This window comes from Puniceispirillum sp. (SeqCode) (genome assembly GCF_965657105.1).
Classification (GTDB): domain Bacteria; phylum Pseudomonadota; class Alphaproteobacteria; order Puniceispirillales; family Puniceispirillaceae; genus Puniceispirillum.
In genome coordinates this window covers 1-25,539 of the sequence record NZ_CBFHNB010000026.1, presented here as the reverse complement: position 1 = coordinate 25,539, position 25,539 = coordinate 1, and the positions used below count along the sequence as shown (strand labels likewise).

Below are 25,539 nucleotides of genomic sequence, written 5' to 3'. Positions count from 1 at the left end.
CAACAAGATACTTGATGCCATGGCAGGCTTGTGGTGTGTGAATGTCGGCTATGGACAGCAAAGCCTAGTGGATGCCGCCGCAGACCAAATGCGCACACTGCCCTATTATAATAATTTTTTCAAAACGACAAACCAGCCTGTTGCGGCCTTGTCGCAGCGGCTTGCCGAGATTACGCCGGATGGGTTGAATAATGTTTTTTATGCCAATTCGGGTTCTGAGGCGAATGATACGATCATCCGCATGGTACGGCATTTCTGGGCGCTGGAAGGCAAGCCAGCCAAACGCAAGATCATTGGTCGTACCTATGGTTATCATGGCAGTACAATTATGGCGGCAAGTATGGGCGGTATGGTGGATATGCACCGCCAAGCCGCCGATCAGCCCGATTTTGACCATATCCGTCCGCCTTATGCCTTTTTGTATCAAGGAAATAGTGATGAGGCTGAATTTGCGGCGCATTCAGCATCGCTACTGGAAGACAAGATTGCCGAAGTTGGTGCTGATAATGTTGCAGCCTTTATCGCCGAGCCGATACAGGGCGCGGGCGGCGTGATAATTCCACCGGCAGGTTATTTTGATCATATTCAGGCTATTTGTAAGCGGCATGATATTCTGTTTATCGCCGATGAGGTGATTACCGGATTTGGGCGCACGGGTCACTGGTTTGCCAGTCAGGCTATGGGGCTTGCGCCTGATATGATGACGTTGGCCAAGGGTCTGACATCGGGTTATGTGCCGATGTCAGCGGTCATGGTTGGTGATCGGGTTGCGCAGCGTCTGATCGCTGATGGTGGTGAATTCTATCACGGCTTTACATATTCTGGGCATCCGGTAGCATCGGCGGTGGCGCTGGCTAATCTTGATTTGATCGAAGAGCTTGGTCTGGTTAAGCGTGTTCACGATGAAACCGGGCCCTATCTGGCATCTGCTTTGGCGCGGTTTGCCGATCATCCGATTGTTGGTGAGGTACGCTCTTATGGCATGCTTGGCGCGATCGAACTTGTCAAAAGTAAAAATGGTCCTACGCTGTTTGAAGATGTTGGCAAGGCTGGTGCATTGTGCCGCGATCATGCGATTGCGCATGGCATGATGATGCGGGCTGTGCGTGACGGCATGATCATGTCACCGCCACTGACCTTTACCACCCAGGATATTGACAAGATGGTCGATATTGTCACCCTTGCACTGGATAAAACTGCTGCGGATCTGGGCATTACCTGATCCAGCATGGTTTGATATGAGATGCGGCAGACGAGATTAGATCGCAGGAGATCTTATGAGTTTTGACATGAAAAACTGGCTAAAAGAACAGTCAATCACCGAAGTTGAATGTCTGGTAAGTGATATTTCAGGTATTCCGCGCGGTAAAATCCTGCCAGTTCAGAAATTTATTTCGGCGCTTGAAACAGGCGGATTACGGCTGCCAGAATATGTATTTGGGCAGTCAGTGACAGGTGAATATCATGACAGTGAAGTGCTGAATGAAATTGGCAGTGATGTCATTTTGATACCTGATCAGTCAACCTGTCGGCTTGTCCCATGGTATAGTGAGCCTACAGCACAGGTGATCCATGATGCAACAAATACTGATGGAGATGAGGTTGCTTTTGCACCGCGTGCGGTGCTCAAGAACGTACTTGATCTGTTTGACAAAGCCGGTCTTGAGCCGGTCGTTGCACCTGAACTTGAATTTTTCCTTGTCGAACAAAGTGCTGATGCCAATAATCCGCTGGTGACCCCGACAGGGCGTTCGGGACGCGCCGAAAAAGCCAAGCAGGCCTATGGCATCGATGCGGTGAATGAATTTGATCCGCTTTTTGAAGAAATATACGATCATTGTGAAGCGCAGGGGCTTGATGTTGATACATTGAGTCATGAATCCGGTGCCGCACAAATGGAAATAAATTTCAATCATGGCAACGCATTGGAGTTGGCAGATCAGGCGTTTCTATTTAAACGCACAGTACGTCAGACCGCGCTGAACCACAAGGTTCATGCGACGTTCATGGCCAAGCCGATGCAGGATCAACCTGGCAGTTCGATGCATATCCACAGTTCGATCAAAAATAAGAAAACAGGCAAAAATATTTTTGTGAATGATGACGGGTCAGACAGTGATGCCTTTTATCACGCTTTGGCTGGCATGCAGCGTTACCTTGTTGGGGCGATGGCATTGATGGCGCCTTATGTAAATTCCTACAGGCGGCGAACGGGTGCCGAGGATTCACCGGCAAATCTGGCATGGGGCGTCGATAACCGTACTGTTGGTTTGCGCGTGCCTTTCGGTGGGCAATCAAGCCGGCGGATCGAAAACCGTATTCCGGGTGCCGATGCGAATCCGTATCTGGCGATTGCGGCGACGCTGGCCGCTATCTGGCTTGGATTGCAGGAAGAAAGGCGACCAACAAAGCCGCGTAATGTTAGTGCCGAAGGGCTAGAAACGCTGCCTAAGAATCTGGATGTTGCGCTCGACGTACTGGAAAAAGCCAAGGCACTACATCCGGTGCTTGGTGAAGAATTTGTCAAATTATTCGTTGAGGTCAAACGGGCTGAAGCTGATGAATTTCTTGAAGTCATAAGCCCGTGGGAACGTGAATATCTATTGCTGAATGTCTAGGGTTGAGGGCATCCTGGCCCTAACAGATATCTTAATGTCACATATTTAGGTAAGTGAGCCATGACCATGCAAACCAGATTGACAATTCGCCGCCCCGATGACTGGCATCTGCATCTGCGCGATGGTGATATGCTAAAGGCAGTGATCGCGGATACAACACGGCATTTTGGCCGTGCGATCATTATGCCCAATCTAGTGCCACCCGTGGTGACAGCAAAAGATGCGGCGGCCTATCGCGACCGTATTATGGCAGCTTGTCCACTTCACGCCGATTTTGCGCCCTTGATGACGTTATATCTGACGGAAACAACCAATGCTGATGATGTGGCACTTGCGGCCGAAGCTGGTCTTGTGCATGCGGTGAAATTATATCCTGCAGGTGCTACCACCAATTCGGCATCGGGCGTTCGTGATTTTGATAAGGTGATACCGGTGCTGGAACGCATGGCCGAGATTGGCCTGCCGCTATGTGTGCATGGTGAGGTGACCGATAAGGACGTTGATATATTTGATCGTGAAGCGGTCTTTATTGAGCGTGTGCTGATGCCGCTGCGTGCGCGGGTGCCAGCGTTGCGTGTCGTGCTTGAACATGTAACCACAAGCGATGGGGTCGATTATGTGACTGGCGGCGGTGACAATATTGCCGCCACAATCACGACGCATCATCTGTTCATCAACCGGAATGATATTCTGGTCGGTGGGATACGCCCGCATAATTATTGTCTGCCAGTGGCTAAGCGTGAATCGCACCGGCGCGCGCTTGTCAGTGCCGCTACGTCAGGCGCAGCCTCATTCTTTTTAGGAACAGATAGCGCACCGCATCTGGATGCGGCTAAATTATCGGCTTGTGGCTGTGCTGGGATCTATACCGCGCCAAATACGATGTCATGCCTTGCCCATATCTTTGAAAAGGCAGATGCGCTGGCGAATCTTGAGGCTTTCACCTCGCTGAATGGTCCGGCCTTTTACCGGCTTTCCCCTAATGACACAAAAATTAATCTGATACGCCGTGATGTTCCAGTGACCTATCCAGAAGCGCGCAAGACACCCGACGGTGATGTTACGATTTTTGATTGCGGGGTGCCGCTATATTGGGATGTTGAAACAACGGAATAGGTTATCATTAGCCTAGAGTTTGCTTTCTTTGATGCCATGATTTGGCCGCATTGATCTATCTGCCCGTGCTTCACGATGGGTGATATAGGCGGTTGATAAAAAGATCACGGCACCACCAATCCATGTCCATATATCGGGTACTTCGCTGAACATAAACCAGGCGATCATCGCTGCAAAAGGCAGTTTCACAAACTCGAGATGTTGCAAGCTGGTTATTTCGACAAGGCCACAAGCGCGGGTAAAACAGATATGCGCAATAGTTGCCGCCAAGGTCAGGCTAATCAAAAGCATCCAGCCATTCATATCAGGCCATTGCCAGACAAAGTAGGCAGGCACAAAGGATATAGGTGCCTGAATAACGACCATCCACAAAACTATGGCATTTACCGACTCGGTTTCGGTCATTTTCTTGACTAACAGGCTGGCACCAGCAACGCATAAAGCGCTGACAAGTGCCAGCATGGCACCAAGTGAAATTTCGCTAATGCCAGGTTGCAGAATAAGTAAAGTGCCAAAAAACCCAATAATAATCGCGATGATCCGCCGAATACGGATGACTTCGCCCAGAAACATAGCTGCCCCTAGCGTAATAAAAAGAGGACAGGTAAAATTAAGCGCTGTGGCTTCGGCAAGCGGAATTAATGTCACGGCGGTAAAGCCAGCAGCCATGCCAACAAAATTGATGATGCCCCGATATGCAAACAGGCTTGGGCGCACCATTTTAATGGTCTTGATGCCGGATCGCAAAATCAAAGGCAAAAGGATTATAGCCCCTAGGAAATTACGAAAAAACACCACTTCCATGACCGGAATCGTTTGTGCCGCCAAGCGGATAAACACCCCCATGACGGTGAAAAGCAACATGGCCACAAGCATCAGTAATGTTGCCTGCCATTTGGCCGATAGTCGGTTAAAGGCTTGCATCAAAGCCAGCTTTCAAAAAGGGTGCATTAATCGTGAATACGCTATCTTAATCCTAATTGTCACTTTGACAAAGCGATTAGCTATGGTGAAGATGAACAGGTTTTAATCTTATATGCGGAATGTGGTTTGGAACAGACATCGGTAATTGCCCCATTGCAATATATCGCCGCACGGGGAGCAGTGGCAGAATTTGTCGCGTCACAGGCAGGTGGGGCGGCGGCAACGCATCCTGGCGAATATAATATAGTCGAAGTCGAGATTGCGAATGGACGGGGTCAGAATTTTAGCATTGACCGTGAAGGGTTTCAGCTTGTTGCCCAGCCAAGCGCGGTCAGTGATTTTTATGACGATCTGTTGATTAGTGATATTTATGAGGCCGAAGTCAAAGATCTGGTGCAGTCAGTCACCGGCGCAGAGCAGGTTCATATTTTTGATCATACGCGTCGTGCGGCAACGGATAATGTGCGCAAGGCGGTTAAATCGCGCGAACCAGCATCAGTTATCCATAATGATTATACGGACTTTTCCGCGCCGCAACGGCTTCGTGATCTGCTGCCCGATCAGGCTGAAGACCGGCTCCAGAAACGGTTTGCAATCGTCAATGTCTGGCGGTCAATCGTTGGTACAGTTGAAACCTTTCCAATGGCCTTTTGCGATTCAACAAGCGTTGTGATTGACGATTTGGTGCCAATCAAAAGATTGTCGAATGACCGCATTGGTGAAATTCAATATGCCGTGCATAATCCCAATCATCGCTGGTTTTACTTTCCGGCGATGAAGATTGATGAGGCAGCGTTAATCAAAACCTATGACTCAGCAACTGATGGCAGGGCGCGCTTTACCATCCATAGCGCGTTTGATGATCCATCAGCGGCTGACGATGCCGCACCGCGCCAAAGTATTGAGACACGTTGTTTCGTGTTTTTTTGATCTTACATATGAAGAAGCATTGATGCGGATTTGTTTTGGGAAGAGTTACTATGGCGTCATCTATCATTATCCATTGGTTCCGGCAGGATTTACGGCTGGCTGATAACCCGTCTTTGGTGGCCGCGGCACAAGCTGGTGATGTGTTGCCGTTATTTATTCTCGATGATGAAAATGCAGGTGATCATAAAACAGGTGCCGCCGGACGAAGCTGGCTTCATCATGCGCTGATGGCGTTGAATGAATCTCTGGATGGTAAATTATGTGTGATGCAAGGCGATCCTGTCGATATCATCCCCAAACTTGTTGCCAAGGTCGGGGCATCGGGCGTGTTCTGGAACCGCTGTTATGAACCGTGGCGCATCGCCCGCGACAAGGTGTTAAAGACCGATCTGACTAATAATAATATCCAGGTTGAAAGTTTTAACGGGTCATTATTGTGGGAACCATGGACGGTTTTGAAAGGTGATGGCACGCCGTATCGTGTCTTTACACCTTTTTACCGGCGGGGATGCCTTCATGCAGCTCCTCCGCGGGTGCCATTGGGCAGGCCCGACACCATGCAATTGGTTGCTGATCCCGAGTCGTCACTGTCGATTGATGCGCTTAACTTGCTTCCGGATCATGACTGGGGCGCGAAAATGACTTCGCATTGGCAGATTGGTGAGGCAGCGGCAATGGACCGCCTGTATGATTTTGTCGAAGGGGGGCTCAATGGCTATAAGGAAGGCCGGAATTTTCCAGCGCGTCCCCATACGTCGCGGCTGTCGGCGCATCTGCATTGGGGAGAAATTTCGCCGAATATGGCTTGGTATGCGGCCATTGAAAAGCGCGATCAAGCTGGCTTTGACAATGATATAGATGTGTTCCTGTCCGAACTTGGCTGGCGCGAATTTTCGCATTCTCTATTATATCACTTTCCACATTTGCCAAGACAGAATCTGCAACCCAAATTTGATAGCTTTCCATGGCAAAGCGATGACAATGCTTTGCGTGCATGGCAACAAGGCAAAACTGGATATCCAATCATTGATGCTGGCATGCGCGAATTACGGGAAACAGGGTATATGCATAATCGCGTGCGGATGATTGTCGGGTCATTTCTGGTCAAAAATCTGCTATTGCATTGGCATTATGGCGAAGCATGGTTCTGGGATTGTCTGGTTGATGCCGATCTTGCCAATAACAGTGCTGGCTGGCAGTGGATTGCCGGATGTGGCGCTGATGCGGCGCCTTATTTCCGGGTTTTCAACCCGATCACGCAAGGCACTAAATTTGATGCTGATGGCAGTTATACCCGCAGGTTTGTGCCAGAGCTGGCCGCCTTGCCAAACAAATATCTGTTCAGTCCGTGGGACGCCCCCGCGCTTGAATTACAGGCTGCCGGTATAACGCTTGGTAAAGACTATCCAAACCCGATTGTTGATGTGAAGCAATCGCGTGAAGCGGCGCTGGCGGCATTTGCCACAACCCGGGTTGTGGCATGAAGGGGAGACATTCATCATGGTGACTGTGGCAGGTGCCCTTCGGCTAGTTCTGGCTGACCAGCTGACGCATGACCTTGCCAGCTTGCGTGATATCAATATCAATGATGATGTGGTGATGTTGTGCGAAGTGCAGGATGAAGTCACCTATGTCCGGCATCATAAGCGCAAGGTCGCATTCCTGTTTTCGGCGATGCGCCATTTTGCCGAAGAATTGCGCCAAAAGGGCATCACAGTTCATTATGTGACGCTTGATGATTCCGAAAATACAGGCAGTTTTACCAGTGAAGTTGGCCGGGCGATCACCATGTTCGCCCCGGATCGACTCATTCTCACCGAACCTGGTGAATATCGCGTGCGTGCGGCTATGGATGAATGGCGGCAGGTGCTGGATGTCGATGTCGAGATACGTGATGATGACCGGTTCTTATGCACGCATGATGAATTTAATGTCTGGGCTGAAGGCCGCAAACAACTGCGGATGGATTTTTTCTATCGGGAAATGCGGCGGCGTTTTGACATTCTAATGCAGGGTGATACCCCGATTGGCGATAAATGGAACTATGATGCCGATAACCGTGAATCACCCGATCTAACACAGCTGGTGCCAGCCCCCTATCGATGTCCGCCAGATGACATTACCAAAGATGTGCTGACGCTTGTGGCGGCGCGATGTGCGGATCATTTTGGCAGTCTGGAAGATTTCGATTTTGCCGTAACGCGAAAAGGCGCGCTTGAAGTGCTGGCAAAATTCATTGATGAACGCTTGCCTTTATTTGGCACATTTCAGGATGCGATGATTGAGGATGAGCCATGGATGTATCACAGCCATATCGGGTTTTACCTGAATGCGGGATTGCTGACACCGCTGGAAGTTATCAAAGCTGTGGAGCAGACTTATCATGATGGCACCGCCCCATTAAATGCGGTCGAAGGGTTCATTCGCCAAATTTTAGGATGGCGGGAATTTATACGGGGTATTTACTGGCTGAAAATGCCTGGTTATGCATCGCTGAATTACCTTGAAGCATCCCGACCTTTGCCAGCTTTATTCTGGACCGGGGACACGCGGATGAATTGTATGCGGCAATCGATTTCCCAGACCGAGCGTTATGCCTATGCGCATCATATCCAAAGGTTGATGGTGCTTGGAAATTTTGCCCTGCTGACGGGACTTGATCCGGTCATGGTCAATGAATGGTATCTTGTTGTTTATGCTGATGCTTATGAATGGGTGGAATTACCAAATGTATCGGGCATGGTTTTATTTGCCGATGGCGGCTATCTGGCCAGCAAACCCTATGCAGCAGGGGGTGCTTACATTAACCGGATGTCGAACTACTGTAAGAATTGTTCGTATAAGGTAACGGTCAAGTCAGGCAAGGAGGCCTGTCCGTTTAATTATCTATATTGGGATTTTCTAGAACGGAATCGTGAAAAACTAGGGCATAATGCACGTCTTGGTATGATGTATCGCAGTCTTGATAAGATGGCTGATGAAAAGATCGCACAAGTCAAAGCCGATGCGGTAGATTTCTTTGCCAATCTGGATAAGGGCGCCGTTTAGACGAGGAGAGGATAAAGACATGCGTAGACATAAAGCATCATTTTCAAGATTTATAGGTACAATGTTCCGATTGCTATGCACGCTTGGTGTAGCAGGTGCCGCCATGGTCGGTCTTTCATCATGTGCGCAAAAGAACGTTGCAGAGTTTGCCGATCGCCAGCCAGCATTAATATTAGAGCGGTTTTTTGATGGGCAAAGTATTGCCTATGGTATTTTTGAAGACCGTTTTGGTAATGTGCGTCGCCAATTTAGGGTTAATTTGAATGGCCGGATCGATGGCAATGTTCTGACCCTGGATGAAGATTTTCTATATGACGATGGCGAACGCGCAAACCGCATATGGACCATAGTCAACAATGGAAAGAATGCGGCTGGGCATTATCAATATCAAGGCACAGCCGATGATATAACGGGTACGGCAACGGGTGTCGTGGCTGGCAATACGCTGAATTGGTCATATGATGTGGTTCTGAATATGTCTGGTAACGATGTCGAGGTGCATTTTGACGATTGGATCTATAAACAGGATGAAGATGTTGCGATCAACCGCGCTTATATCAGTAAATATGGCATTGAAATCGGATCAGTCACGATTGTATTTTTACGTGGTCAGGCAGCAACAGCGGTTGGCCCGCTTGACCTTTCCAAATGGCCTGAATAGCCTTATGGGTATGTTCTACTCACTGGTTAGATTCGTCATTACCAGCTTATATCGGGTCATGCGTGGTGGTATGCTGATATTCATGATGGGGGTGGCTATGATGGCTACGATGGTTACGGCAGCGTTGGCCGAACCTATAGGTGCGCGTGTGCCTGATGCCAAGATTGTCGGCGAAGCCCGATACAAGGTGCTTCTGTTTAAAATTTATGATGCCACACTATATGCCCCGCAAGGACGCTATGATCCAGATGGCGTATTTGCGTTACGACTGCATTATCTTGTTGATGCTTCAAAAGCGCAAATTGTCAAACGCTCGCTGGTTGAAATGGAACGTCAGACGCAGGTTGATAAAGCACAGTTGCAAATCTGGAAAAAATTTCTGGACGCAAGTTTTCGTGATCTGAAGGACGGTGAAAGCGCGACAGCCATCCATAATCAGGATGGCAGCATCACCTTTTACCTGAATGATGTTGAGGGCGAAACGATCAATGATGCTGATTTTGCCGATGCCTTTATGAATATCTGGCTTTCTGACAAGGCGCGTGATCTGGATTTTAGCCGCACCTTGCGCGGTCTGGATAATCGATCATGAAGCTTGGCGCGTTTCTGTTTGAAGTGCTGCCTTTGCTTGGTTTTTTCATTGGATACAGTGTTTATGGATTATTTGCGGCGGCGATGATTTCAGTGGGGCTGGGGGCGCTGGTATTGCTTGTGGCTTGGTTACAAGAACGGCGTGTTGCCCGCTTCCCTCTTTTTTCCCTATTGCTATCGGCGGGCTTTACATGGGCGGCGATAGCGCTTGATGCTGACATTTTTATCAAGATGCAGCCGACCTTGTTCAATGGTCTGTTTGCGGTGGTTTTGCTGGGTGGTTTGATTATACGGCGCGCCATGATGCGCGAATTTTTCCAGCATCAATTTGCACTTGATGATGCAACATGGTTCACCCTCAGCCTTCGATGGGGTTTGTTTTTCCTTGGTCTTGCACTGGCCAATGAATATGTCTGGCGGGGTTTTGATGAGGCCGAATGGGTGTTCTATAAAACCTTTATTGCCGCGCCCGCCAGCGCGTTATTTATGCTGGCACAATTACCCATAACCTTAAGGGGCCTTGCCAGGGCACGCGAAGAAACTAGTAATTAATAGGCGATCCATCATAAGCAAAAAAGCCACCAGTATCGCTAGCATCCAGACCATCCATGACACGCCACAAACAATCAGCACTGTAAGCGGCGGTGAATAATTTATCGGCAGGGACATGTGCCTGAAACGGCTTTGACAAGGCCGTATCGACAGTGCCCGGATGCAAAGTCACAACACAGGCATGCGGGTTATAACGCGCCAATTCAATCGACATTGTGCGCAGGAGCTGATTTTGGGCAGCCTTGCTGGCACGATAGGCATACCACCCGCCCAGCCGATTATCCGAAATTGACCCGACGCGGGCAGATAGACTAGCGAAGATTGCTGGATGTTCGCCTTTGATAAGCGGCCATAATGCCTTGGCCAACAATACCGGCCCCATCGCATTAATTTGGTAAGCATATAGCATGGCAGCACTATCAAGGTCGGCGATCCGCTTTTCTGGACTGACGGCGGGATCGCGTAACACACCTGCCACCGAAATCACACGATCAAGCTGGTTGCTATGTGCGGCGACGATCATGCCAGCTTTGGTAATGCTGTCGGGATCAAGATAATCCATCGCTATCCAAGTGATGTTGGCAGAGGGCGGCAGTTCTTTGAAACCGTCACTGTCTTCGGGGTTGCGGGCAGTGAGGAACATGTGCCATTCATCGCCCTGCTGTGATGCGGAAGCATGTCTGGCAAAAGCCAGCCCGATACCGCGTCCAGCTCCTTGAATAAAAATCTTCATAAAACTCTTTTCTAACAATCAATGATAACCGATAGCATAAGCCAAACATTGCATTCTGGTAAAATACTTCCCATTTCATAGTTATGGGGGACATAACTGAAATGGGAATATTGTGCTTATGATCAAGTTTTTCAGACTATTTCTTTTCATTATGCTTGGCTATTTTGGCGCGCTGGCTTCAGCTAGCAGCACCGAAGTGGTTGCGCCAAACCCCGACATTGCACCGCAGGAAGTCGTCGATATACAGCTAACCGGATTACAGAATAATGATAATCCGGAACGTGATTTTGGTATTCGCCAGACATGGGCCTTTGCGCATCCGGAAAATCGGCGCATGACAGGGCCATATCCACGCTTTGCCCAGATGATCCGAAGCCCGTCATATATCGAGATGATTGACCATGCTAGCCATTCTATTTCGCTGGCCAAGCAAGGTGAGGGATGGCAGCAATTTGACGTGCTGATGGAAACCAAGGCTGGCAATGTACTGTTCTTTTCATGGGTAGTTGAAAAGGTAACTGAAGGTGCATGTCAGGGATGCTGGATGACCACCGCAGTATCAGCACCTAGCCCCGCGGGTCAGGGAAGCTAGTCACGATTATGTTGTTAACCTTGGGCTAGTCGGGCATCAATTTCAGCCCGGCTGGGCATGGAATTTGCGGCACCAGCGCGAGTGACTGAAATGCTAGCCGCTGCGCACCCGAATCTGACAGCATCAACAGGCGTCATGCCTTCGGCAAGGGCGGCGGCGAAACATCCATTAAACGAGTCACCAGCACCTGTGGTTTCAATCACTTTGCCTGACGACATGGCAGGCATATGTATAGTGGTGTCAGCGTCATGATAAAGTGCGCCATTTTCGCCAAGTGTGATAATGGCGGCACCGGCACCCGCTGCACGTAAAGCCTGCGCCGCTTGGGTTGCGCTGGCAACCGATGTGACTTTGATTCCGGTCAGGCCTTCGGCTTCGGTTTCATTGGGTGTTACAAAATCACATAAAGCCAGCATACCATCAGGAAGATCTGTGGCAGGTGCCGGATTGAGTAACGTTCGAACGCCTTTTTCCCGCGCCAGTTCCAGGCCATACATCGCTGCCCCAAGTGGCTGTTCAAGCTGGGTAATGAATATGTCAGCATTAGCTATCAAGTCTGCATTGCGGTCAATGTCGCTATTATCAATCTCGCCAGCAACGCCCGGGGCAACAATGATTGCATTATTACCGCTCTCAGCCTCGATGAAAATGCAGGCAGCGCCTGTATAACTGTTTTCATGTTGGGTGATTGCGGGTGTCACGCCAGTTTTTTGCCATATATCCAGTGCCATATCGGCAAATGTATCCGTACCTAGCCGCGTGATCATATGTGCATTGGCGCCAGCCTTTGCCGCGGCAACAGCCTGATTTGACCCTTTACCGCCAGGACTAAGATTGAAGTTTTCACCCAGAATTGTTTCGCCAATCAGGGGGATGCGTTTGGCACGATAAGCCGTATCGGCCACAAAAATACCAAGAATAACAATGGATGACATAATGGTTCCCCCGTAAATAGATGCCGCAAGATCGTCTTTTGAAGCTAGCCTGTCTGCGTGGGTGGCACAATCAATTAGCCAAAAAATTTACGTATTGCGACAGCCATCGCCAGACCTAGCGTGATATGGCTTTCAGCATCAAAATGAACGCCATCAATTGGTGATACGGCAATATGTGCACCAGTATCAAAATAGGGAACATCATGCTGTTTAGCCATATTGGCAATGGTGCCGGATAGGGCATGGGCATTATCAATGCTGTTTTCAAATATGTCGGCAAGACAGCCTGCCTGCATAACGGGCGGTGGACTCATCAGCAAGATATCAGGCGCGTGCTGGTTGATGCCCGAATCAGATGCCTTGATGATCTCGATAATTTTGCCAATTGCCAAAGCAATTTCAGCTGCATTCACACCGAAACGATGTTGCAGATCATTAGTACCCAGCATGATCACAATGACATCAAGCGGACGATGTGTTTCCAACAAGGCAGGTAACATACGGATGCCATTTTTATGCGCGCCGTTAATTGGATCATCATGCACCGTTGTTCGCCCAGGATGGCCTTCTTCGATCACTGTCCAATCCGGGGCTAGTCTTGTTTGCATAACGGCAGGCCAGCGCACATCGATGCCAAACCGGCCTTGTGATGATAGGCTCTCCATTGGCGGGGTGCCATGTGTATTGCTATCTCCAAAACAAAGCAATGAACGGGACATGATGGGGCACCTTTATGTCTATGTGATGTTATAACGTGTTGTGATGTTATACCGTGTAATGACTGACCTTAGCCATGCGCTGTCTCGCGTCAATTATCTAGCTTGGCTAGTGTCCCAATTGATAGCCGTTTGTCCATGCGCTTCGAGATATCTATTCGTGCGCGAAAAAGGACGGCTACCAAAAAAACCATTATAGGCTGAAAGCGGCGATGGATGTGCCGCGGTTAGTATAAGATGACGATTGGCATCAATCGCATGACCTTTTTCAGCGGCTTTGCGTCCCCAAAGGATAAAGACCAGATGTTCGCGGATATCAGCCAGCTGGCTAATGGCCGCATCGGTAAAGGTCTCCCAGCCCTTGCCGTGATGCGATCCCGCTTTGCCATCTTCGACCGTGAGGCAGTTATTCAGCAAAAGCACACCTTGCCGCGCCCAGCTTTCAAGATTGCCATGTAATGGTGCTGGACAGGCAATATCGGATACAAGCTCTTTGAATATATTACGCAATGATGGTGGTATTTTAACACCCTGCGGCACCGAAAAACTCAGCCCATGCGCTTGTCCTGGTCCGTGATAGGGATCCTGCCCAATAATGACGACTTTAACCGCATCAAAGGGTGTGAGGTCAAAAGCTGTGAAGACCGACTCAGTGGGCGGATATATGCTGATGCCTTTGGCACGCTCTTTATCCAAAAGTCGGAAAAGTTGCGTTATCTCTTTGCTGTTCATGACCGCGTCAAGATGATGATGCCAGCTTTGTTCAATATGCATACCCCCCCCTTGAAGCACGTCTATATAATGACGCTAAAATAGTATATTAACCAACTTAACGCAGAACAATGATATTAGTTATGAACAAATTTAAAGGGGGATACGCCATGAGAGGGGGGAGGTCTCTCATGGCTGATATGTATGTAATTGTTGCAGGCGTCAGAAAGAAGACAAGATTTGTGAAAATATAATTATAAAATATAGAAAAATAATATAGAGTTTATGCCATGAGCCAAATTGAAGAAATACGTGCCTTTGTAACGGTTGTAGAAACAGGAAGCCTTACGCAGGCAGCGGAACGCCTTGGTATTGCCGTTTCTGCTGTTAGTCGTCGCTTGAAAGATTTGGAGCTTCGTCTTGGAGCGCCATTGATCCAGCGTTCGACGCGCCGCATGTATCTTAACGAGACAGGCCAAAGATTTTTCAGCCGGTGCCGTACTATTCTTGACGAGTTGGAAGCAGCGCAGCAGGAAGTTCAGAATACAGAAGGTGTTTTGAGTGGTGTGTTGCGGCTTAATGCGCCTTTATCATTTGGCATAACGCATATCGCGCCGCTGATTACTGACTTCATGAAGGAAAATCCAGACGTGCGGGTTGATATTGATCTGTCAGATAAACGTATTGATCTGATCGCCGAGGGGTTTGATCTGGCGATACGAATCGGTGCTTTGCAGGATTCCAGCCTGATTGCCAAAAAAATATCAACCGCACGGCAGGTGCCCTGTGCATCGCCAGATTTTATTGCGAAACGTGGTCCGCTAGACAATCCAGAAGATCTCAATGATGTGCCTGGGCTAGTCTATGCGAATTCGCGAACACCATCGGATTGGGCTTATGTAACGCCTGAAGGTAAGGCAGGGACAGTGCATGTATCCCAGCGTCTGTCAGCCTCAAATGGAGATGTGTTGCGTAATGCGGCCATTGCCGGACTTGGCGTGGTTAATTTGCCGACATTTCTGCTTTTTGATGCCATTAATGATGGCACGCTGGTGCCGCTGATGGCCGACCATGACTGGTCCGAGCTTGATATTTTTGCCGTTTATCCAAAAACAACAATCTTGCCGCGCCGGACGCGCGCATTCGTTGATTTTATGGCCTGGCGTTTCGATAAAAACCCACATTGGAACCAGATCGGGCCAAAAGCCTAAAATTTGCTAGGCAGTGATGTTGACAAATCTGTCGCCAGAGGCCAAGTCTTCGGCCTATGTTAAAGCTTCAAAACCTGTTTTTTGCCATTGATGGCAAACCCCTGCTCGAAAATGCGTCAGCCACAATTCCGGCTGGCCATAAAGTGGGTATCGTTGGGCGCAATGGAACTGGCAAAACAAGCCTGTTCAGATTGATCAGAAATGAATGGGCGCTTGACTCAGGTGATATTGAATATCCAAGCTATTTTCGGGTTGGTGGCGTTGATCAGGAAGCCCCCGCGTCCAGCGTTAGCCTTCTTGACACGGTTTTGGCGGCTGATCTTGAGCGCGATGCTTTGCTGCGTGAAGCCGAAAGTGCAACGGATCCTATGCGGATTGCTGATATTCACATGCGCCTGACTGATATTGATGCGCATTCTGCCGAATCACGGGCGGCAACAATTCTGGCTGGCCTTGGATTTGATGGGCAAGCGCAGGCACGTCCCTGTGCCGAATTTTCAGGTGGCTGGCGAATGCGGGTTGCGCTTGGTGCGGTGCTGTTTTCACAACCTGATCTATTACTTCTTGATGAGCCGACAAACTATTTGGATCTGGAAGGTGCTGTATGGCTGGAAACATTTCTGGCTAAATATCGCAAAACCGTTTTGGTGATATCGCATGATCGTGGTCTGCTGAATCGATCAGTGACCGGTATTTTGCATTTAACCGACCGTAAATTGACATATTACGGTGGCAGCTATGACCAGTTTGATGCCGAACGTCGGTTGAAACTGGAACAACAGCAATCAATGAAGCGTAAACAGGACGCCCAGCGTGAGCATATCCAGAGCTTTGTTGACCGCTTCCGTTATAAAGCGTCCAAGGCTCGTCAGGCACAATCACGTCTGAAACAATTGGAAAAAATGCAGCCTATTGCCGCCTTGTCGGAAAGCGCCGTATCTGAATTCCAGTTTCCGTCACCAACGCCACTTCCACCGCCCCTTATGGTTATCGAAAATGCGTCAGTTGGCTATGATGGCAAAGCTGTATTGCGTAAAATTGATATCCGGCTTGATCAGGATGACCGCATTGCTTTGCTGGGCGCGAATGGTGAAGGCAAATCAACCTTGTCGAAATTAATCGCTGATCGGCTGGCACCGCTTGCTGGTGATATTCAGAAATCAGGCAAGTTACGTATAGGATTCTTCGCCCAGCATCAGTTGGATGAGCTGGTTCCGGGTGAAACACCGTTCCAGCATATGGCGCGGTTGCGTCCGGATGAATTGCCAACGAAATTGCGCGGCCGTCTTGGGGCGGCAGGGATTGGCGCTGACATTGTTGAAAATCCGGTTGAACGTCTGTCAGGTGGCCAGAAAGCCCGATTGTTGATGGCGATGGCAGCGATTGATGCGCCGCATATATTGATCCTTGATGAGCCAACCAACCATCTTGATATCGAAAGCCGTGAAGCGCTTATCCATGCGCTGAATGATTATAATGGTGCGGTCATTCTGGTGAGCCATGATCCACATCTGGTTGAAACTGTGGCTGACATTCTCTGGATTGTGCGCGATGGTGCGGTTGTGCCATTTGATGGGGATATGGATGATTATCGCAAATTGCTGTTGAAACAGCGATCGGGCAAAGGCAAAACGGTTGGGCGTGACGCGAATACTCTTCAAACGGCAGATATAGATAGCCCGCCCACAGCGCGGGTTTTGTCGGGTAAAGAAAAGCGGCAAAATACGGCGCAGGTGCGAAGCGCAATCACCAAAACCGAAAAGATTTTGGAAAAACTGACAAAACAGAAAGCTGATATTGAGCAGGAAATGGCAGCGCCCGGTTTCTTTGAGGCAACTAATCAAAGCCGGGCAGCAGATGCCGGTAAAAGGCTTGCTGATGTGGATGAGGCGATAGCGCGCGGCGAAGAAGAATGGCTTTCATTACAGGAATCGTTGGCCAGCGCTCTCAATACGTAAGCACGGGCAATCCTGTTGCCGCTTTTTGATTTAAATGTGTGGGCTTTGACCTCTGTTATTACCTGACCTTAGGCTTGCGTCTCTAACTTTGAGTCAGGTGGCTCTGCTGGCCACATAACAGAGGAGGATGAAATGCCAGCTCATCATAAAATTGACTATGTTGAATTTTCCACAAGTGACATTCCGGCAAGCAAAGCTTTTTTTGAATGTGTCTTTGGCTGGACATTTGAAGATTTTGGTGCCGAATATACCGCCTTTGCCAATGCCGGCATTGAAGGCGGTTTCTTTGCTAATAATGCCTATAGCCGCACCGCGCATGGTAGCGCGTTGATTGTGCTGTTTAGCAACGATCTGGAACAAAGCTATGCCGATATCGTGGCGGCAGGTGGCACCATTTCCAGACCGATTTTTACGTTTCCAGGTGGCCGCCGGTTTCATTTTTTTGAGCCGTCAGGCAATGAATTGGCCATCTGGTCGGACGTATCGCTTTAAAGGCCTGCGTCCGGCAAAGATAAGGGCTTTCGCCCGGTAAAAAAGTGGCGTTAGATAGCACCTTGTTTGTCTGGTGAGTGCCAGATGACTAGGTGGTGAAAGGCGCGAACATAAATGCAGTCAATGATCGATGTGATCCGTTTTGGTTTGCTATGTGCTATATGGCTGGTGGCTTTGATCCAGATTATTGCGGGTGAACAAGCCATAGCTTTGAGTGATGTTGGCGTTATAATGTTTGTAATTTTCGGTCTTTTGACAGTGCCGAAGATGCGGCGTGACAGTCTGATAATACTACTGTTATTGGGGTTTGTGGCATGGCTGTTACTCGATCATATCCCGACAAGTGATGAATGGTTTGAAGCAGGACGTAGAGTGCTCATTTTCGCCGCATTATTGCCAACGATGATTCTTGTCCGTGCGACCGCTGAAACGATGCCATCGGTTCACAAAACCCAACAAGCTCTGGCAACCTTGCCACCTGAAGCCTCATCAGGTGGCTTGCAAATGGCCGGACATGTATTTGGCGGCGTTATCAATACAGGTGCCTTTGCGATGTTATCGGCGGCCTTGCCGCCTAACAGTGATTTGCGGCGTCGGCGCATGGCTGCTGAGGCGGCGTTGCGAGGCATGGTGTCATCTTGTGTCTGGTCGCCCTTTTTTGTGGCCTTTGCCATCGGCCAGATATTTGTGCCAGTTGCGCAGTCATGGATTGCGATTGCGCTGGGCTTGGTCACGGCGATTATTTTTGCCTTGATAACGGTGCCGTTATTCAGCCAGCAATTCAGCTTTGCGCAACTGCGCATGTCGCTGGCATGTTTGCAACCTGTCAGTATGCGTTTGCTGGTTGTGTTGGTGACCGTTATCGTGGCAGCGGTAATGTTTAATCTGACGGCTTTATCAACTGTTGTGATTGTGATGCCATGTCTGGTGGCGATCCAATTTGTGCGACACCGGGCCAATATTCCCGCGATCATGAAACAAACGCGGCACGCGATGACGAATATTGGTGACGATATAATTATCATTACAGTGGCCATGGTTGTTGGGTTCTTCGCCACCCAGACTAATGTTTTGCAGATATTAGTCACATCCATTTATGTGGGGGTCATTCCGGGTTGGTTTGCCTTGATTGCAACGCCGACTTTGATGATGCTGGCATCGGTGGTGGGGGTGCATCCCGTTATAACAAGCACGGCGCTTTTAGCGATATTCAGTCGTGGTGGTGCCGATGTGCAACCTGCCTTGCTCATGCAATCACATCTGATTGGATGGGGCGCGGGAACAATGGCGTCAGTTGCATCTTTATCAGTGATTACTTGCGCTAGTTTGTATAATGTATCCTCGCGGGATTTGGTTCTGGGGTCAAATTTGCTAACAGCTTTTTGCTATGCTTTTGGTGGGGGAATTGTTTTGGCACTGGTCAATATGTTTCTGTAACTTATAAACTATGAAGACGTAAATGTTTCTGGCACGATGCCAGTGGTAAAGAGGAAGCCAAGCCATGATTTTTAGACAGCTTTTTGACAATGTGTCATCAACATATACTTACTTGATCGCCAGCCGCAAAGGCGGTGAAGCGTTATTGATTGATCCGGTACTCGAAAAAACCGAGCATTATCTGACATTGATGGAACAGCTGGATCTGAAGCTTGTTAAAGTTCTGGATACGCATGTTCACGCTGATCATATTACAGCGATGGGCGCTTTACGCGATCGGACAAGCTGCGTGACCGTGATGGGTGAACAATCGCCGGTTGATGTTGTGTCGATGCGCGTATCCGATGGTGACGCTGTAGATATCGAAGGGTTCAGTTTGACCGCGATGTATACCCCCGGTCATACAGATGACAGTTATTGCTTTCGAACCGATGATAGGATTTTCACTGGCGATACCTTGCTGATTCGCGGTACTGGCCGAACTGATTTCCAAAATGGTGATGCAGGACGGCAATATGACTCGCTATTTAATGGTGTGCTGAAACTGCCGGAAACGATGCTGGTCTATCCGGCGCATGATTATAAAGGTGATATGGTTTCAACGCTTGGCGAAGAGATTGCCTTTAACCCGCGTTTGCAGGTCAAGTCGCGTGAAGAATATATTGATGTGATGAATCAGCTTAACCTTCCCAATCCAAAAATGATGGATGTAGCGGTTCCCGAAAACATGAAAGTTGGTCTGAATTTAGAGCGTCAAAGACAGGTGCCTACGATTGAAGCCGGCGCATTGCTTGGCCGCGAGGTGGATAAGCTTATTCTTGTTGATCTGCGCGAGGATACTGAGCGCGCGCGGTTTGGCGTGATCCCTGATTCGATTCATGTTCCCTATGGCCAGCTTGAAATGCAACTTGCTACATTGGCGCAGACCGATGGCCGGCCTGTGGTCTTTTATTGTGCGGTTGGTGAACGCTCAGCGATGGCGACACGTCTTGCTCATGCCAATGGTATTGATCATTGCGCGCATGTGCCTGGTGGCTTTCAGGCATGGCAGTCGGTCGGCGGTGCTATCAAAGAGGTTTAAAGAATGTGGGCTGAGCACAGCAGAATAATATCGCATGAATATTGCCGTGTGCAGACGAACAGGAGCCGCCAATGAAAAAAAATATAGCCGTTATAGGTGGTGGTATTGTTGGCGTATGTTCGGCACTTGATTTGCAACAGGCCGGACATCACGTGACGCTTATAGACCGCAAGCAACCCGGTCGCGAGACCTCGTATGGGAATGCAGGCGTTCTGTCAGACTCGTCTGTGCTGGTCATGAATAATCCAGTGCTGTTACGCAAACTTCCGGGTTTGTTGCGTAATCAAAGTACGGGGTTGCGATACAATCCCTTATTTGTGCTGAAACGGTTACCTTGGGTTTTTAAATTTCTGTCCTATTGTACCAAATCGCACGCGAAGCACGCCGCCAAGGCTTTGCGTGCCTTGCAAGTGCTTTCACTTGGACATCATAAAGCATGGATAAATGAAGCAAATGTCACTCATTTACTTCGCTATGCGGGCTGGATGAAGCTGTTTCGAACCCAGAAAGGGTTTGATGGATTTGCAGCTGAAATAGAAGCGATGCAGGAAACGGGTGTAAAATTCACTATTTATGAGCGTGAACAGATACGACAACTGGAGCCCGGTTTAGAACCAATTTATGAAAAAGCCGTGTTGATGGATGAAACATGCGGCGTGTCCAGCCCTGCCGAATTGACTGATGCCTATATCGCAATGTTTATCGCCGCAGGTGGCATAGTGACAAAAGCCGATGTCACCGGTCTGGTGCCGCAGAATCCTGGATTTGAGGTGACACATAGCGATGGCACCTTGGCCTTTGAAGAGGTTGTTGTGGCGGCAGGACCATGGTCAGTTGATGTTGCAAAATGGCTTGGATATGATGTGCCTTTGGGTTGGGAACGCGGCTATCATATGCATCTTGAGCCTGGTGACGTGCCACAGCTTGGCCGCGCCGCGTATGATGTTGAGGGTGGATTTGCTATTGCGCCGATGCGCCAAGGTGTGCGGATTACCTCTGGCGTTGAATTTGAACATCGTGACGCCCCGCCAAATTATACACAGATCAGGAAGGCTGTCGCCGAAGCCCGCAAAATACATAAAATGAAGGGCGAGGTTGATGCCGAGCCATGGATGGGCCGTCGCCCCACATTGATCGACTCATTGCCAATTGTTGGACCAGCGCCGCGCCATAAAGGCCTATGGTTTAATTTTGGGCATCAGCATCTAGGGTTGTCGATGGCGCCCGGTTCGGCCAAATTGATTACATCGATGATTGATGGTGGAACGCCGCCGATTGATGCCAGCCCTTTTCGGGCTGATCGCTTTCCAGTTTAGCGTGGAGTCAACTATGGGTGTGGCAAAATCAGGACATGCCAGATCCGCCCCATTTGCGCACCAGCCCTGCATATCCAGCTATGATGTGATCATTATCGGGGGCGCGATGCTTGGCTCGTCAGTTGCCTGGTTTTTATCGCAAAATTCTGATTTTAACGGATCAGTGTTGGTCATCGAAATGGATGCAAGCTATTCGATGTGTTCTACCGCGCATACAAATAGCTGTATGCGCCAGCAATTTTCCACCGAACTCAATATCCAAATTTCGCAGTTTGGTGCTGATTTTGTGCGCAATTTCCGAAGCTATATGGGGGATGATCCAGACATACCCACATTAGCTTTTCAAACTTTTGGCTATATGTATTTGGCAGATAATGACGGTTTTGCTGATATTTTGCGTGCTAATCAGAAAATCCAACAGGCATGTGGTGCGGGCACCAAAATCATGTCCCCTGACGCGATTAGGGACGCTTACCCCTTTTATGAACTGGATGATATTATCCTTGGCAGTCATAACCTCGAAGATGAGGGCTATTTTGATGGTCATTCGCTTTTTGACTGGTGGAAACGCAAAGCGCGCAAGAATGGTGTCGAATATATTGAGAATGAAGTGATCGGCATTGATGTAACGAGTGGCAAGGTTACACATGTGACGCTGGCATCTGGAGAGCAAATCAGCGCGGGGTATATTGTCAATGCGTCCGGCCCCCGTGCCGTTTTGACAGCGCGGATGGCGGGGCTAGACCTGCCAGTGGAACCACGTCGGCGCTATAGCTTTATTTTTGATGCCGAAACACGCCTTGACCGTGATTTGCCGCTGACCATTGATCCATCCGGTGTGCATATGCGGTCGGACAGTGTTTATTATCTGGCTGGTTGTCCGCCCGACGATGACGCTGATATTGATTATGATGATTTTGAAATGGATCACGATATATGGATTGATAAAGCATGGCCGGCGATAGCCACGCGCGTACCAGCATTTGAAGCTGTTAAATTAATCAATAGCTGGGTTGGGCATTATGCTTATAACAAACTTGATCAGAATGCGATTATCGGCGCACATCCCGAACGTCCAAATTTCATGTTTATCAATGGCTTTTCCGGACATGGGTTACAGCAATCACCCGCGATGGGGCGGGCAATGTCCGAATTATTGACCTATGGTGAATATCGCACGCTTGATCTTAGCCCGCTTGGATATGAAAGGGTTATGCGGAATGAACCATTGCTGGAAAAGGCCGTTATTTAGGGTCGTGAACAGCATTAACCAATATCCAAAGTGCTGGCGGGATCATAGTCAAAGCGAATCAGGAAAGCTGATTTACTAAGCCCCTGAATTATATTGAATGTGAGTAGCCTTATCTTTTGTTGCAAAAATATTTCAGTAATTGATTTTTTATCAATGAGTCCCCCAACGTTCAAAAATGCAAACCAAACTGGCGGTTTCATGCCATTTTTTGGGTTTAGGCGTTCATTTTCATCATGCGTATCAACTTATATTGCCAAAATCATCACAATCAATTTCAAAAACTTGCTGAAAGCATAAGTTCAGGCTTTGCAAGCTTTCATGGCGGGCTTCCATTCTGGATTATGGTAATTGGGTGATGGGCATGGTGTTCTACGACAAGTATGATGAGGCTTTCAAAAAGAAATAGCCTTCACAAGCTGCGATTATTCTAGGCTTTTATATATATTGAGTTCGTTCCAGTATTTTTCAGTCAGAATATTAGTGTCTTTCAAACGCAGAGAAAGGCTTCTTATTATGGCAATGATGACAGGGTCACTTTCTTTGATTTTCTGGCGCACCTGTTCGCTATCGATGATGTTGATAATGCAATTGGTATCGGCAATAACCGTTGCCGAGCGAGAAGAATTGGTGACCGGTGCACTTTCACCGAAAATTTCACCAGGCCCAAGTACGGATAATAACAAGCCATTTTTGCTGATAATTGATACATTACCACTATGTATGAGATATAGCTCGTCGCCTACATCACCAACGTTATAGACCACGTCGCCTTTTTTGAACGGGCGGGACTGATATTTGCGAGATGATCGGCTCATAGGCCTACCCTTATTTAATTGATGCTAGCCGGGTTGCGAGTGATTATCTTGTTAACATACTGCATTTAGAAATTATCATATTACATCTAATTAATACACAGATCGAAACAAAATTTTCACAAGGCTAGCTGTTACTCAACCCATGTACGACTTCTGCGGGGCCCTAGATCACGGCTCATCCATTCGCTCATGGCATCAGCAAGATTCTTTGCGCGTTCCCGATTTTTCTTTAAATCAACATCAAGCGGGATGACGATATCGCCGTCAAGCCGAACGCGGGGTGGTGTATAGTCAGGGAACTTTTTGAGCAGGTCCACCAATGCTTCCATAAGTGCAGATTCCTGTGTGGCCAGATCACTGGTCGTATCATCAAAATCGGCATCGGGTAATAAGGCGTTGGTGGCGCGGCGACTATCAGTTGTCATAATATCTCCTGTCTTAATATCGGTCGTTATTCAGCTCAGATAAAGTCTATGTTACTCAGATAAGATGATTGCGAACATTGAATTATGATGCATACACCATATCTATAAATTATCACTCAGTCATGGCGTATGCAAAAAATGATCCAAATCTATTTTGATGGAAAATGTGGGCTCTGTAGCAAGGAAATTCAACATTATAAGCATATTGCGCCAGCTGGTATCTTTGCTTGGCACGATGTTGCGACTGACCCGTCACCATTAATACCGTTTGGGGTTGCGCAAGCCGATGCGTTGCGTCGTCTTCATGCTAAGGACAGCCAGGACAAAATGCATATTGGTGTTGATGCGTTTATTGTGATTTGGCGACATCTACCACGCTGGCATGTGCTGGCGACATTCATATCAATTCCCGGGATCAGGCATGTTGCCAATTTTGCCTATGCCCGCTTTGCCGATTACCGGTTTAAACGATTACCGCACTGCCAATTATCCTAGGCTGATAATGCCTATGCTAGGCAATATTGGCCGGATCGCTTATTACCAACATGTTTGATGAGTGACTTTTCGGTCAAGGTGCGAAGGCAGCGGAACAAGGTTGCGCGTGGTATTAATCGAATGTCGGTTTTTGATAAGGTTAAATCAGCAAGAGATGTAAAGGTGCCTTTTGACAATTCATTATAGGAAATGGCCAATAAGATAGCTGTTTCTGATGCTGTTAAGTGACTTATCCCTAAACGATTATTCAAGTTATCAAGGGATTTAACAAGATCAACATATTCGGCAATTATCTGACTAGCTACCATAATTTGAAATTCCAGAATTATGCCCTTGAATCATTCTCTCAAAATAATGCAAAAGGCGACATATTTCTAGATAAAACATGCTAAAGAACGATAATTATTGACCATTTTAGTATATTTATTTGTCATTTTTTGCATGATCAGATGAATTTTTGGCTATGTATCAAAGCTTGTAATTGTCTTTACCTATGCCTAGGGTTACCTCATGACGGATAAAGATTGGTTGCACATTCTCGCACTTAGCATTTTATGGGGAAGTAGTTTTCTCTATGCCGAGATTCTCTTCGTTATTTGAACCCTCTTATGATCGTATTTTTGCGTGTTAGTCTGGCGGGCTTAATCTTGCTCCTGATATGTTTGGTGAAACGCGTGCCAATAAAAAACCAAACGACAAAGCTAAACGCTGCTATTTGGATCTAACGCCCTTGGTCAATGTGTAATGATAGTCATCGCTGACGGTTACGATATGTGTCGTGTGGGTGGAAGTGGTAACTGTGCCTGTGACCGCAAAGGTGACGTCGGTCTGGACATTAATATCAATAGCAAAGTTTCATGACACCGCTATACGTAAAGATACAGGCGCATGATAAGGGAGGCCATAATGTTAAGAAACCCGAAATATCTT

25 protein-coding genes are annotated in these 25,539 nt (G+C 48.2%); 18 read left to right on the top strand and 7 right to left on the bottom strand.

The annotated features are described in order from the left end of the window. From ACTF7Q_RS05290 to pyrC, 3 genes are all read left to right on the top strand, one after another. The coding region (locus ACTF7Q_RS05290) for an aminotransferase (RefSeq protein ID WP_438996815.1) at positions 1-1,222 on the top strand (1,222 nt) is incomplete at its 5' end. Positions 1,223-1,277: 55 nt separating this feature from the next. Next, on the top strand, positions 1,278-2,618 hold the full coding sequence (locus tag ACTF7Q_RS05285) for a glutamine synthetase family protein (protein WP_438996814.1): 1,341 nt from the start codon (positions 1,278-1,280) through the stop codon (positions 2,616-2,618). Between the two features lie 66 nt (positions 2,619-2,684). Further along, the gene (gene pyrC, locus ACTF7Q_RS05280; protein WP_438996816.1) at positions 2,685-3,734 is read left to right on the top strand and encodes a dihydroorotase; all 1,050 of its coding nucleotides are present in this window, start codon (positions 2,685-2,687) and stop codon (positions 3,732-3,734) included. A gap of 12 nt (positions 3,735-3,746) precedes the next feature. On the opposite strand, the gene ACTF7Q_RS05275 is transcribed toward pyrC, so the two are convergent. Next, positions 3,747-4,658 carry a DMT family transporter gene (locus tag ACTF7Q_RS05275; protein ID WP_438996813.1) on the bottom strand — a complete coding sequence of 304 codons (912 nt, stop codon included), beginning with the start codon at positions 4,656-4,658 and terminating at the stop codon, positions 3,747-3,749. A 126-nt stretch (positions 4,659-4,784) separates the two neighbouring features. Here ACTF7Q_RS05275 and ACTF7Q_RS05270 point away from each other — a divergent pair, with 126 nt between their 5' ends. Genes ACTF7Q_RS05270 through ACTF7Q_RS05245 form a run of 6 tightly spaced genes read left to right on the top strand, consistent with a single transcriptional unit; the run spans position 4,785 to position 10,440 of the window. Then, a complete protein-coding gene (locus ACTF7Q_RS05270) occupies positions 4,785-5,588 on the top strand; it encodes a CmcJ/NvfI family oxidoreductase (RefSeq protein ID WP_438996812.1) in 804 nt (267 codons plus the stop codon). A gap of 50 nt (positions 5,589-5,638) precedes the next feature. Further along, entirely contained in the window at positions 5,639-7,072 is a 1,434-nt protein-coding gene (locus ACTF7Q_RS05265) for a cryptochrome/photolyase family protein (RefSeq protein ID WP_438996811.1), read from the top strand. A gap of 16 nt (positions 7,073-7,088) precedes the next feature. Then, positions 7,089-8,636, top strand: coding sequence for a cryptochrome/photolyase family protein (locus ACTF7Q_RS05260; RefSeq protein ID WP_438996810.1), 1,548 nt, complete (start codon positions 7,089-7,091; stop codon positions 8,634-8,636). 19 nt (positions 8,637-8,655) lie between these two features. Then, positions 8,656-9,297, top strand: coding sequence for a DUF3833 domain-containing protein (locus tag ACTF7Q_RS05255; protein ID WP_438996809.1), 642 nt, complete (start codon positions 8,656-8,658; stop codon positions 9,295-9,297). Further along, a complete protein-coding gene (locus tag ACTF7Q_RS05250; RefSeq protein ID WP_438996808.1) occupies positions 9,272-9,889 on the top strand; it encodes a chalcone isomerase family protein in 618 nt (205 codons plus the stop codon). The genes ACTF7Q_RS05255 and ACTF7Q_RS05250 overlap by 26 nt, the downstream gene beginning before the upstream one ends. Further along, positions 9,886-10,440: an inner membrane-spanning protein YciB gene (locus ACTF7Q_RS05245; protein WP_438996807.1), complete on the top strand. Its 555-nt coding sequence runs from the start codon at positions 9,886-9,888 to the stop codon at positions 10,438-10,440. Before ACTF7Q_RS05250 ends, ACTF7Q_RS05245 begins: the two co-directional genes overlap by 4 nt. Here ACTF7Q_RS05245 and ACTF7Q_RS05240 read toward each other — a convergent pair. Then, on the bottom strand, positions 10,430-11,173 hold the full coding sequence (locus ACTF7Q_RS05240) for an SDR family NAD(P)-dependent oxidoreductase (protein WP_438996806.1): 744 nt from the start codon (positions 11,171-11,173) through the stop codon (positions 10,430-10,432). The genes ACTF7Q_RS05245 and ACTF7Q_RS05240 overlap by 11 nt on opposite strands. Before the next feature lie 118 nt (positions 11,174-11,291). Here ACTF7Q_RS05240 and ACTF7Q_RS05235 point away from each other — a divergent pair, with 118 nt between their 5' ends. Continuing rightward, positions 11,292-11,765, top strand: coding sequence for a hypothetical protein (locus ACTF7Q_RS05235; RefSeq protein WP_438996805.1), 474 nt, complete (start codon positions 11,292-11,294; stop codon positions 11,763-11,765). Between the two features lie 14 nt (positions 11,766-11,779). Here the strand turns inward: ACTF7Q_RS05235 and rbsK are convergent, their stop codons facing one another. The 3 genes from rbsK to ung form a co-directional block, all read right to left on the bottom strand. After that, positions 11,780-12,700: a ribokinase gene (rbsK, locus tag ACTF7Q_RS05230; RefSeq protein WP_438996804.1), complete on the bottom strand. Its 921-nt coding sequence runs from the start codon at positions 12,698-12,700 to the stop codon at positions 11,780-11,782. Between the two features lie 74 nt (positions 12,701-12,774). Next, positions 12,775-13,419, bottom strand: a complete 645-nt coding sequence (locus ACTF7Q_RS05225; protein WP_438996803.1) for an SGNH/GDSL hydrolase family protein — start codon at positions 13,417-13,419, stop codon at positions 12,775-12,777. A 93-nt stretch (positions 13,420-13,512) separates the two neighbouring features. Further along, the gene (gene ung / locus ACTF7Q_RS05220; RefSeq protein ID WP_438996802.1) at positions 13,513-14,190 is read right to left on the bottom strand and encodes a uracil-DNA glycosylase; all 678 of its coding nucleotides are present in this window, start codon (positions 14,188-14,190) and stop codon (positions 13,513-13,515) included. Positions 14,191-14,417: 227 nt separating this feature from the next. On the opposite strand from ung, the gene ACTF7Q_RS05215 reads away from it, so the two are divergent. The 7 genes from ACTF7Q_RS05215 to ACTF7Q_RS05185 all read left to right on the top strand — a co-directional run bounded on the left by ACTF7Q_RS05215 (position 14,418) and on the right by ACTF7Q_RS05185 (position 22,874). Continuing rightward, on the top strand, positions 14,418-15,338 hold the full coding sequence (locus tag ACTF7Q_RS05215) for a LysR family transcriptional regulator (RefSeq protein ID WP_438996801.1): 921 nt from the start codon (positions 14,418-14,420) through the stop codon (positions 15,336-15,338). 56 nt (positions 15,339-15,394) lie between these two features. Then, on the top strand, positions 15,395-17,296 hold the full coding sequence (locus tag ACTF7Q_RS05210; RefSeq protein ID WP_438996800.1) for an ABC-F family ATP-binding cassette domain-containing protein: 1,902 nt from the start codon (positions 15,395-15,397) through the stop codon (positions 17,294-17,296). A gap of 132 nt (positions 17,297-17,428) precedes the next feature. After that, positions 17,429-17,788, top strand: a complete 360-nt coding sequence (locus ACTF7Q_RS05205) for a VOC family protein (RefSeq protein WP_438996799.1) — start codon at positions 17,429-17,431, stop codon at positions 17,786-17,788. 114 nt (positions 17,789-17,902) lie between these two features. Continuing rightward, on the top strand, positions 17,903-19,225 hold the full coding sequence (locus ACTF7Q_RS05200) for a hypothetical protein (RefSeq protein WP_438996798.1): 1,323 nt from the start codon (positions 17,903-17,905) through the stop codon (positions 19,223-19,225). 64 nt (positions 19,226-19,289) lie between these two features. Next, entirely contained in the window at positions 19,290-20,306 is a 1,017-nt protein-coding gene (locus tag ACTF7Q_RS05195) for an MBL fold metallo-hydrolase (protein WP_438996797.1), read from the top strand. Positions 20,307-20,377: 71 nt separating this feature from the next. Further along, positions 20,378-21,622, top strand: a complete 1,245-nt coding sequence (locus ACTF7Q_RS05190) for an NAD(P)/FAD-dependent oxidoreductase (protein WP_438996796.1) — start codon at positions 20,378-20,380, stop codon at positions 21,620-21,622. Between the two features lie 13 nt (positions 21,623-21,635). Further along, entirely contained in the window at positions 21,636-22,874 is a 1,239-nt protein-coding gene (locus tag ACTF7Q_RS05185) for an NAD(P)/FAD-dependent oxidoreductase (protein WP_438996795.1), read from the top strand. Between the two features lie 422 nt (positions 22,875-23,296). Here the strand turns inward: ACTF7Q_RS05185 and ACTF7Q_RS05180 are convergent, their stop codons facing one another. Further along, positions 23,297-23,689: a cyclic nucleotide-binding domain-containing protein gene (locus tag ACTF7Q_RS05180; protein WP_438996794.1), complete on the bottom strand. Its 393-nt coding sequence runs from the start codon at positions 23,687-23,689 to the stop codon at positions 23,297-23,299. 131 nt (positions 23,690-23,820) lie between these two features. Next, entirely contained in the window at positions 23,821-24,114 is a 294-nt protein-coding gene (locus ACTF7Q_RS05175; protein WP_438996793.1) for a hypothetical protein, read from the bottom strand. A 138-nt stretch (positions 24,115-24,252) separates the two neighbouring features. On the opposite strand from ACTF7Q_RS05175, the gene ACTF7Q_RS05170 reads away from it, so the two are divergent. Then, a complete protein-coding gene (locus tag ACTF7Q_RS05170) occupies positions 24,253-24,609 on the top strand; it encodes a thiol-disulfide oxidoreductase DCC family protein (RefSeq protein WP_438996792.1) in 357 nt (118 codons plus the stop codon). Positions 24,610-25,539 lie beyond the last annotated feature (930 nt).

Excerpts from the sequence above, each read along its gene's own strand:
- ACTF7Q_RS05285 (WP_438996814.1), top strand. The coding sequence starts at position 1,278 with ATGAGTTTTGACATGAAAAACTGGCTAAAAGAACAGTCAATCACCGAA.
- pyrC (WP_438996816.1), top strand. The coding sequence starts at position 2,685 with ATGCAAACCAGATTGACAATTCGCCGCCCCGATGACTGGCATCTGCAT.
- ACTF7Q_RS05275 (WP_438996813.1), bottom strand. The coding sequence starts at position 4,658 with ATGCAAGCCTTTAACCGACTATCGGCCAAATGGCAGGCAACATTACTG.
- ACTF7Q_RS05265 (WP_438996811.1), top strand. The coding sequence starts at position 5,639 with ATGGCGTCATCTATCATTATCCATTGGTTCCGGCAGGATTTACGGCTG.
- ACTF7Q_RS05260 (WP_438996810.1), top strand. The coding sequence starts at position 7,089 with ATGGTGACTGTGGCAGGTGCCCTTCGGCTAGTTCTGGCTGACCAGCTG.
- ACTF7Q_RS05255 (WP_438996809.1), top strand. The coding sequence starts at position 8,656 with ATGCGTAGACATAAAGCATCATTTTCAAGATTTATAGGTACAATGTTC.
- ACTF7Q_RS05245 (WP_438996807.1), top strand. The coding sequence starts at position 9,886 with ATGAAGCTTGGCGCGTTTCTGTTTGAAGTGCTGCCTTTGCTTGGTTTT.
- ACTF7Q_RS05240 (WP_438996806.1), bottom strand. The coding sequence starts at position 11,173 with ATGAAGATTTTTATTCAAGGAGCTGGACGCGGTATCGGGCTGGCTTTT.
- ACTF7Q_RS05235 (WP_438996805.1), top strand. The coding sequence starts at position 11,292 with ATGATCAAGTTTTTCAGACTATTTCTTTTCATTATGCTTGGCTATTTT.
- rbsK (WP_438996804.1), bottom strand. The coding sequence starts at position 12,700 with ATGTCATCCATTGTTATTCTTGGTATTTTTGTGGCCGATACGGCTTAT.
- ACTF7Q_RS05225 (WP_438996803.1), bottom strand. The coding sequence starts at position 13,419 with ATGTCCCGTTCATTGCTTTGTTTTGGAGATAGCAATACACATGGCACC.
- ung (WP_438996802.1), bottom strand. The coding sequence starts at position 14,190 with ATGCATATTGAACAAAGCTGGCATCATCATCTTGACGCGGTCATGAAC.
- ACTF7Q_RS05215 (WP_438996801.1), top strand. The coding sequence starts at position 14,418 with ATGAGCCAAATTGAAGAAATACGTGCCTTTGTAACGGTTGTAGAAACA.
- ACTF7Q_RS05210 (WP_438996800.1), top strand. The coding sequence starts at position 15,395 with ATGTTAAAGCTTCAAAACCTGTTTTTTGCCATTGATGGCAAACCCCTG.
- ACTF7Q_RS05205 (WP_438996799.1), top strand. The coding sequence starts at position 17,429 with ATGCCAGCTCATCATAAAATTGACTATGTTGAATTTTCCACAAGTGAC.
- ACTF7Q_RS05200 (WP_438996798.1), top strand. The coding sequence starts at position 17,903 with ATGCAGTCAATGATCGATGTGATCCGTTTTGGTTTGCTATGTGCTATA.
- ACTF7Q_RS05195 (WP_438996797.1), top strand. The coding sequence starts at position 19,290 with ATGATTTTTAGACAGCTTTTTGACAATGTGTCATCAACATATACTTAC.
- ACTF7Q_RS05190 (WP_438996796.1), top strand. The coding sequence starts at position 20,378 with ATGAAAAAAAATATAGCCGTTATAGGTGGTGGTATTGTTGGCGTATGT.
- ACTF7Q_RS05185 (WP_438996795.1), top strand. The coding sequence starts at position 21,636 with ATGGGTGTGGCAAAATCAGGACATGCCAGATCCGCCCCATTTGCGCAC.
- ACTF7Q_RS05180 (WP_438996794.1), bottom strand. The coding sequence starts at position 23,689 with ATGAGCCGATCATCTCGCAAATATCAGTCCCGCCCGTTCAAAAAAGGC.
- ACTF7Q_RS05175 (WP_438996793.1), bottom strand. The coding sequence starts at position 24,114 with ATGACAACTGATAGTCGCCGCGCCACCAACGCCTTATTACCCGATGCC.
- ACTF7Q_RS05170 (WP_438996792.1), top strand. The coding sequence starts at position 24,253 with ATGATCCAAATCTATTTTGATGGAAAATGTGGGCTCTGTAGCAAGGAA.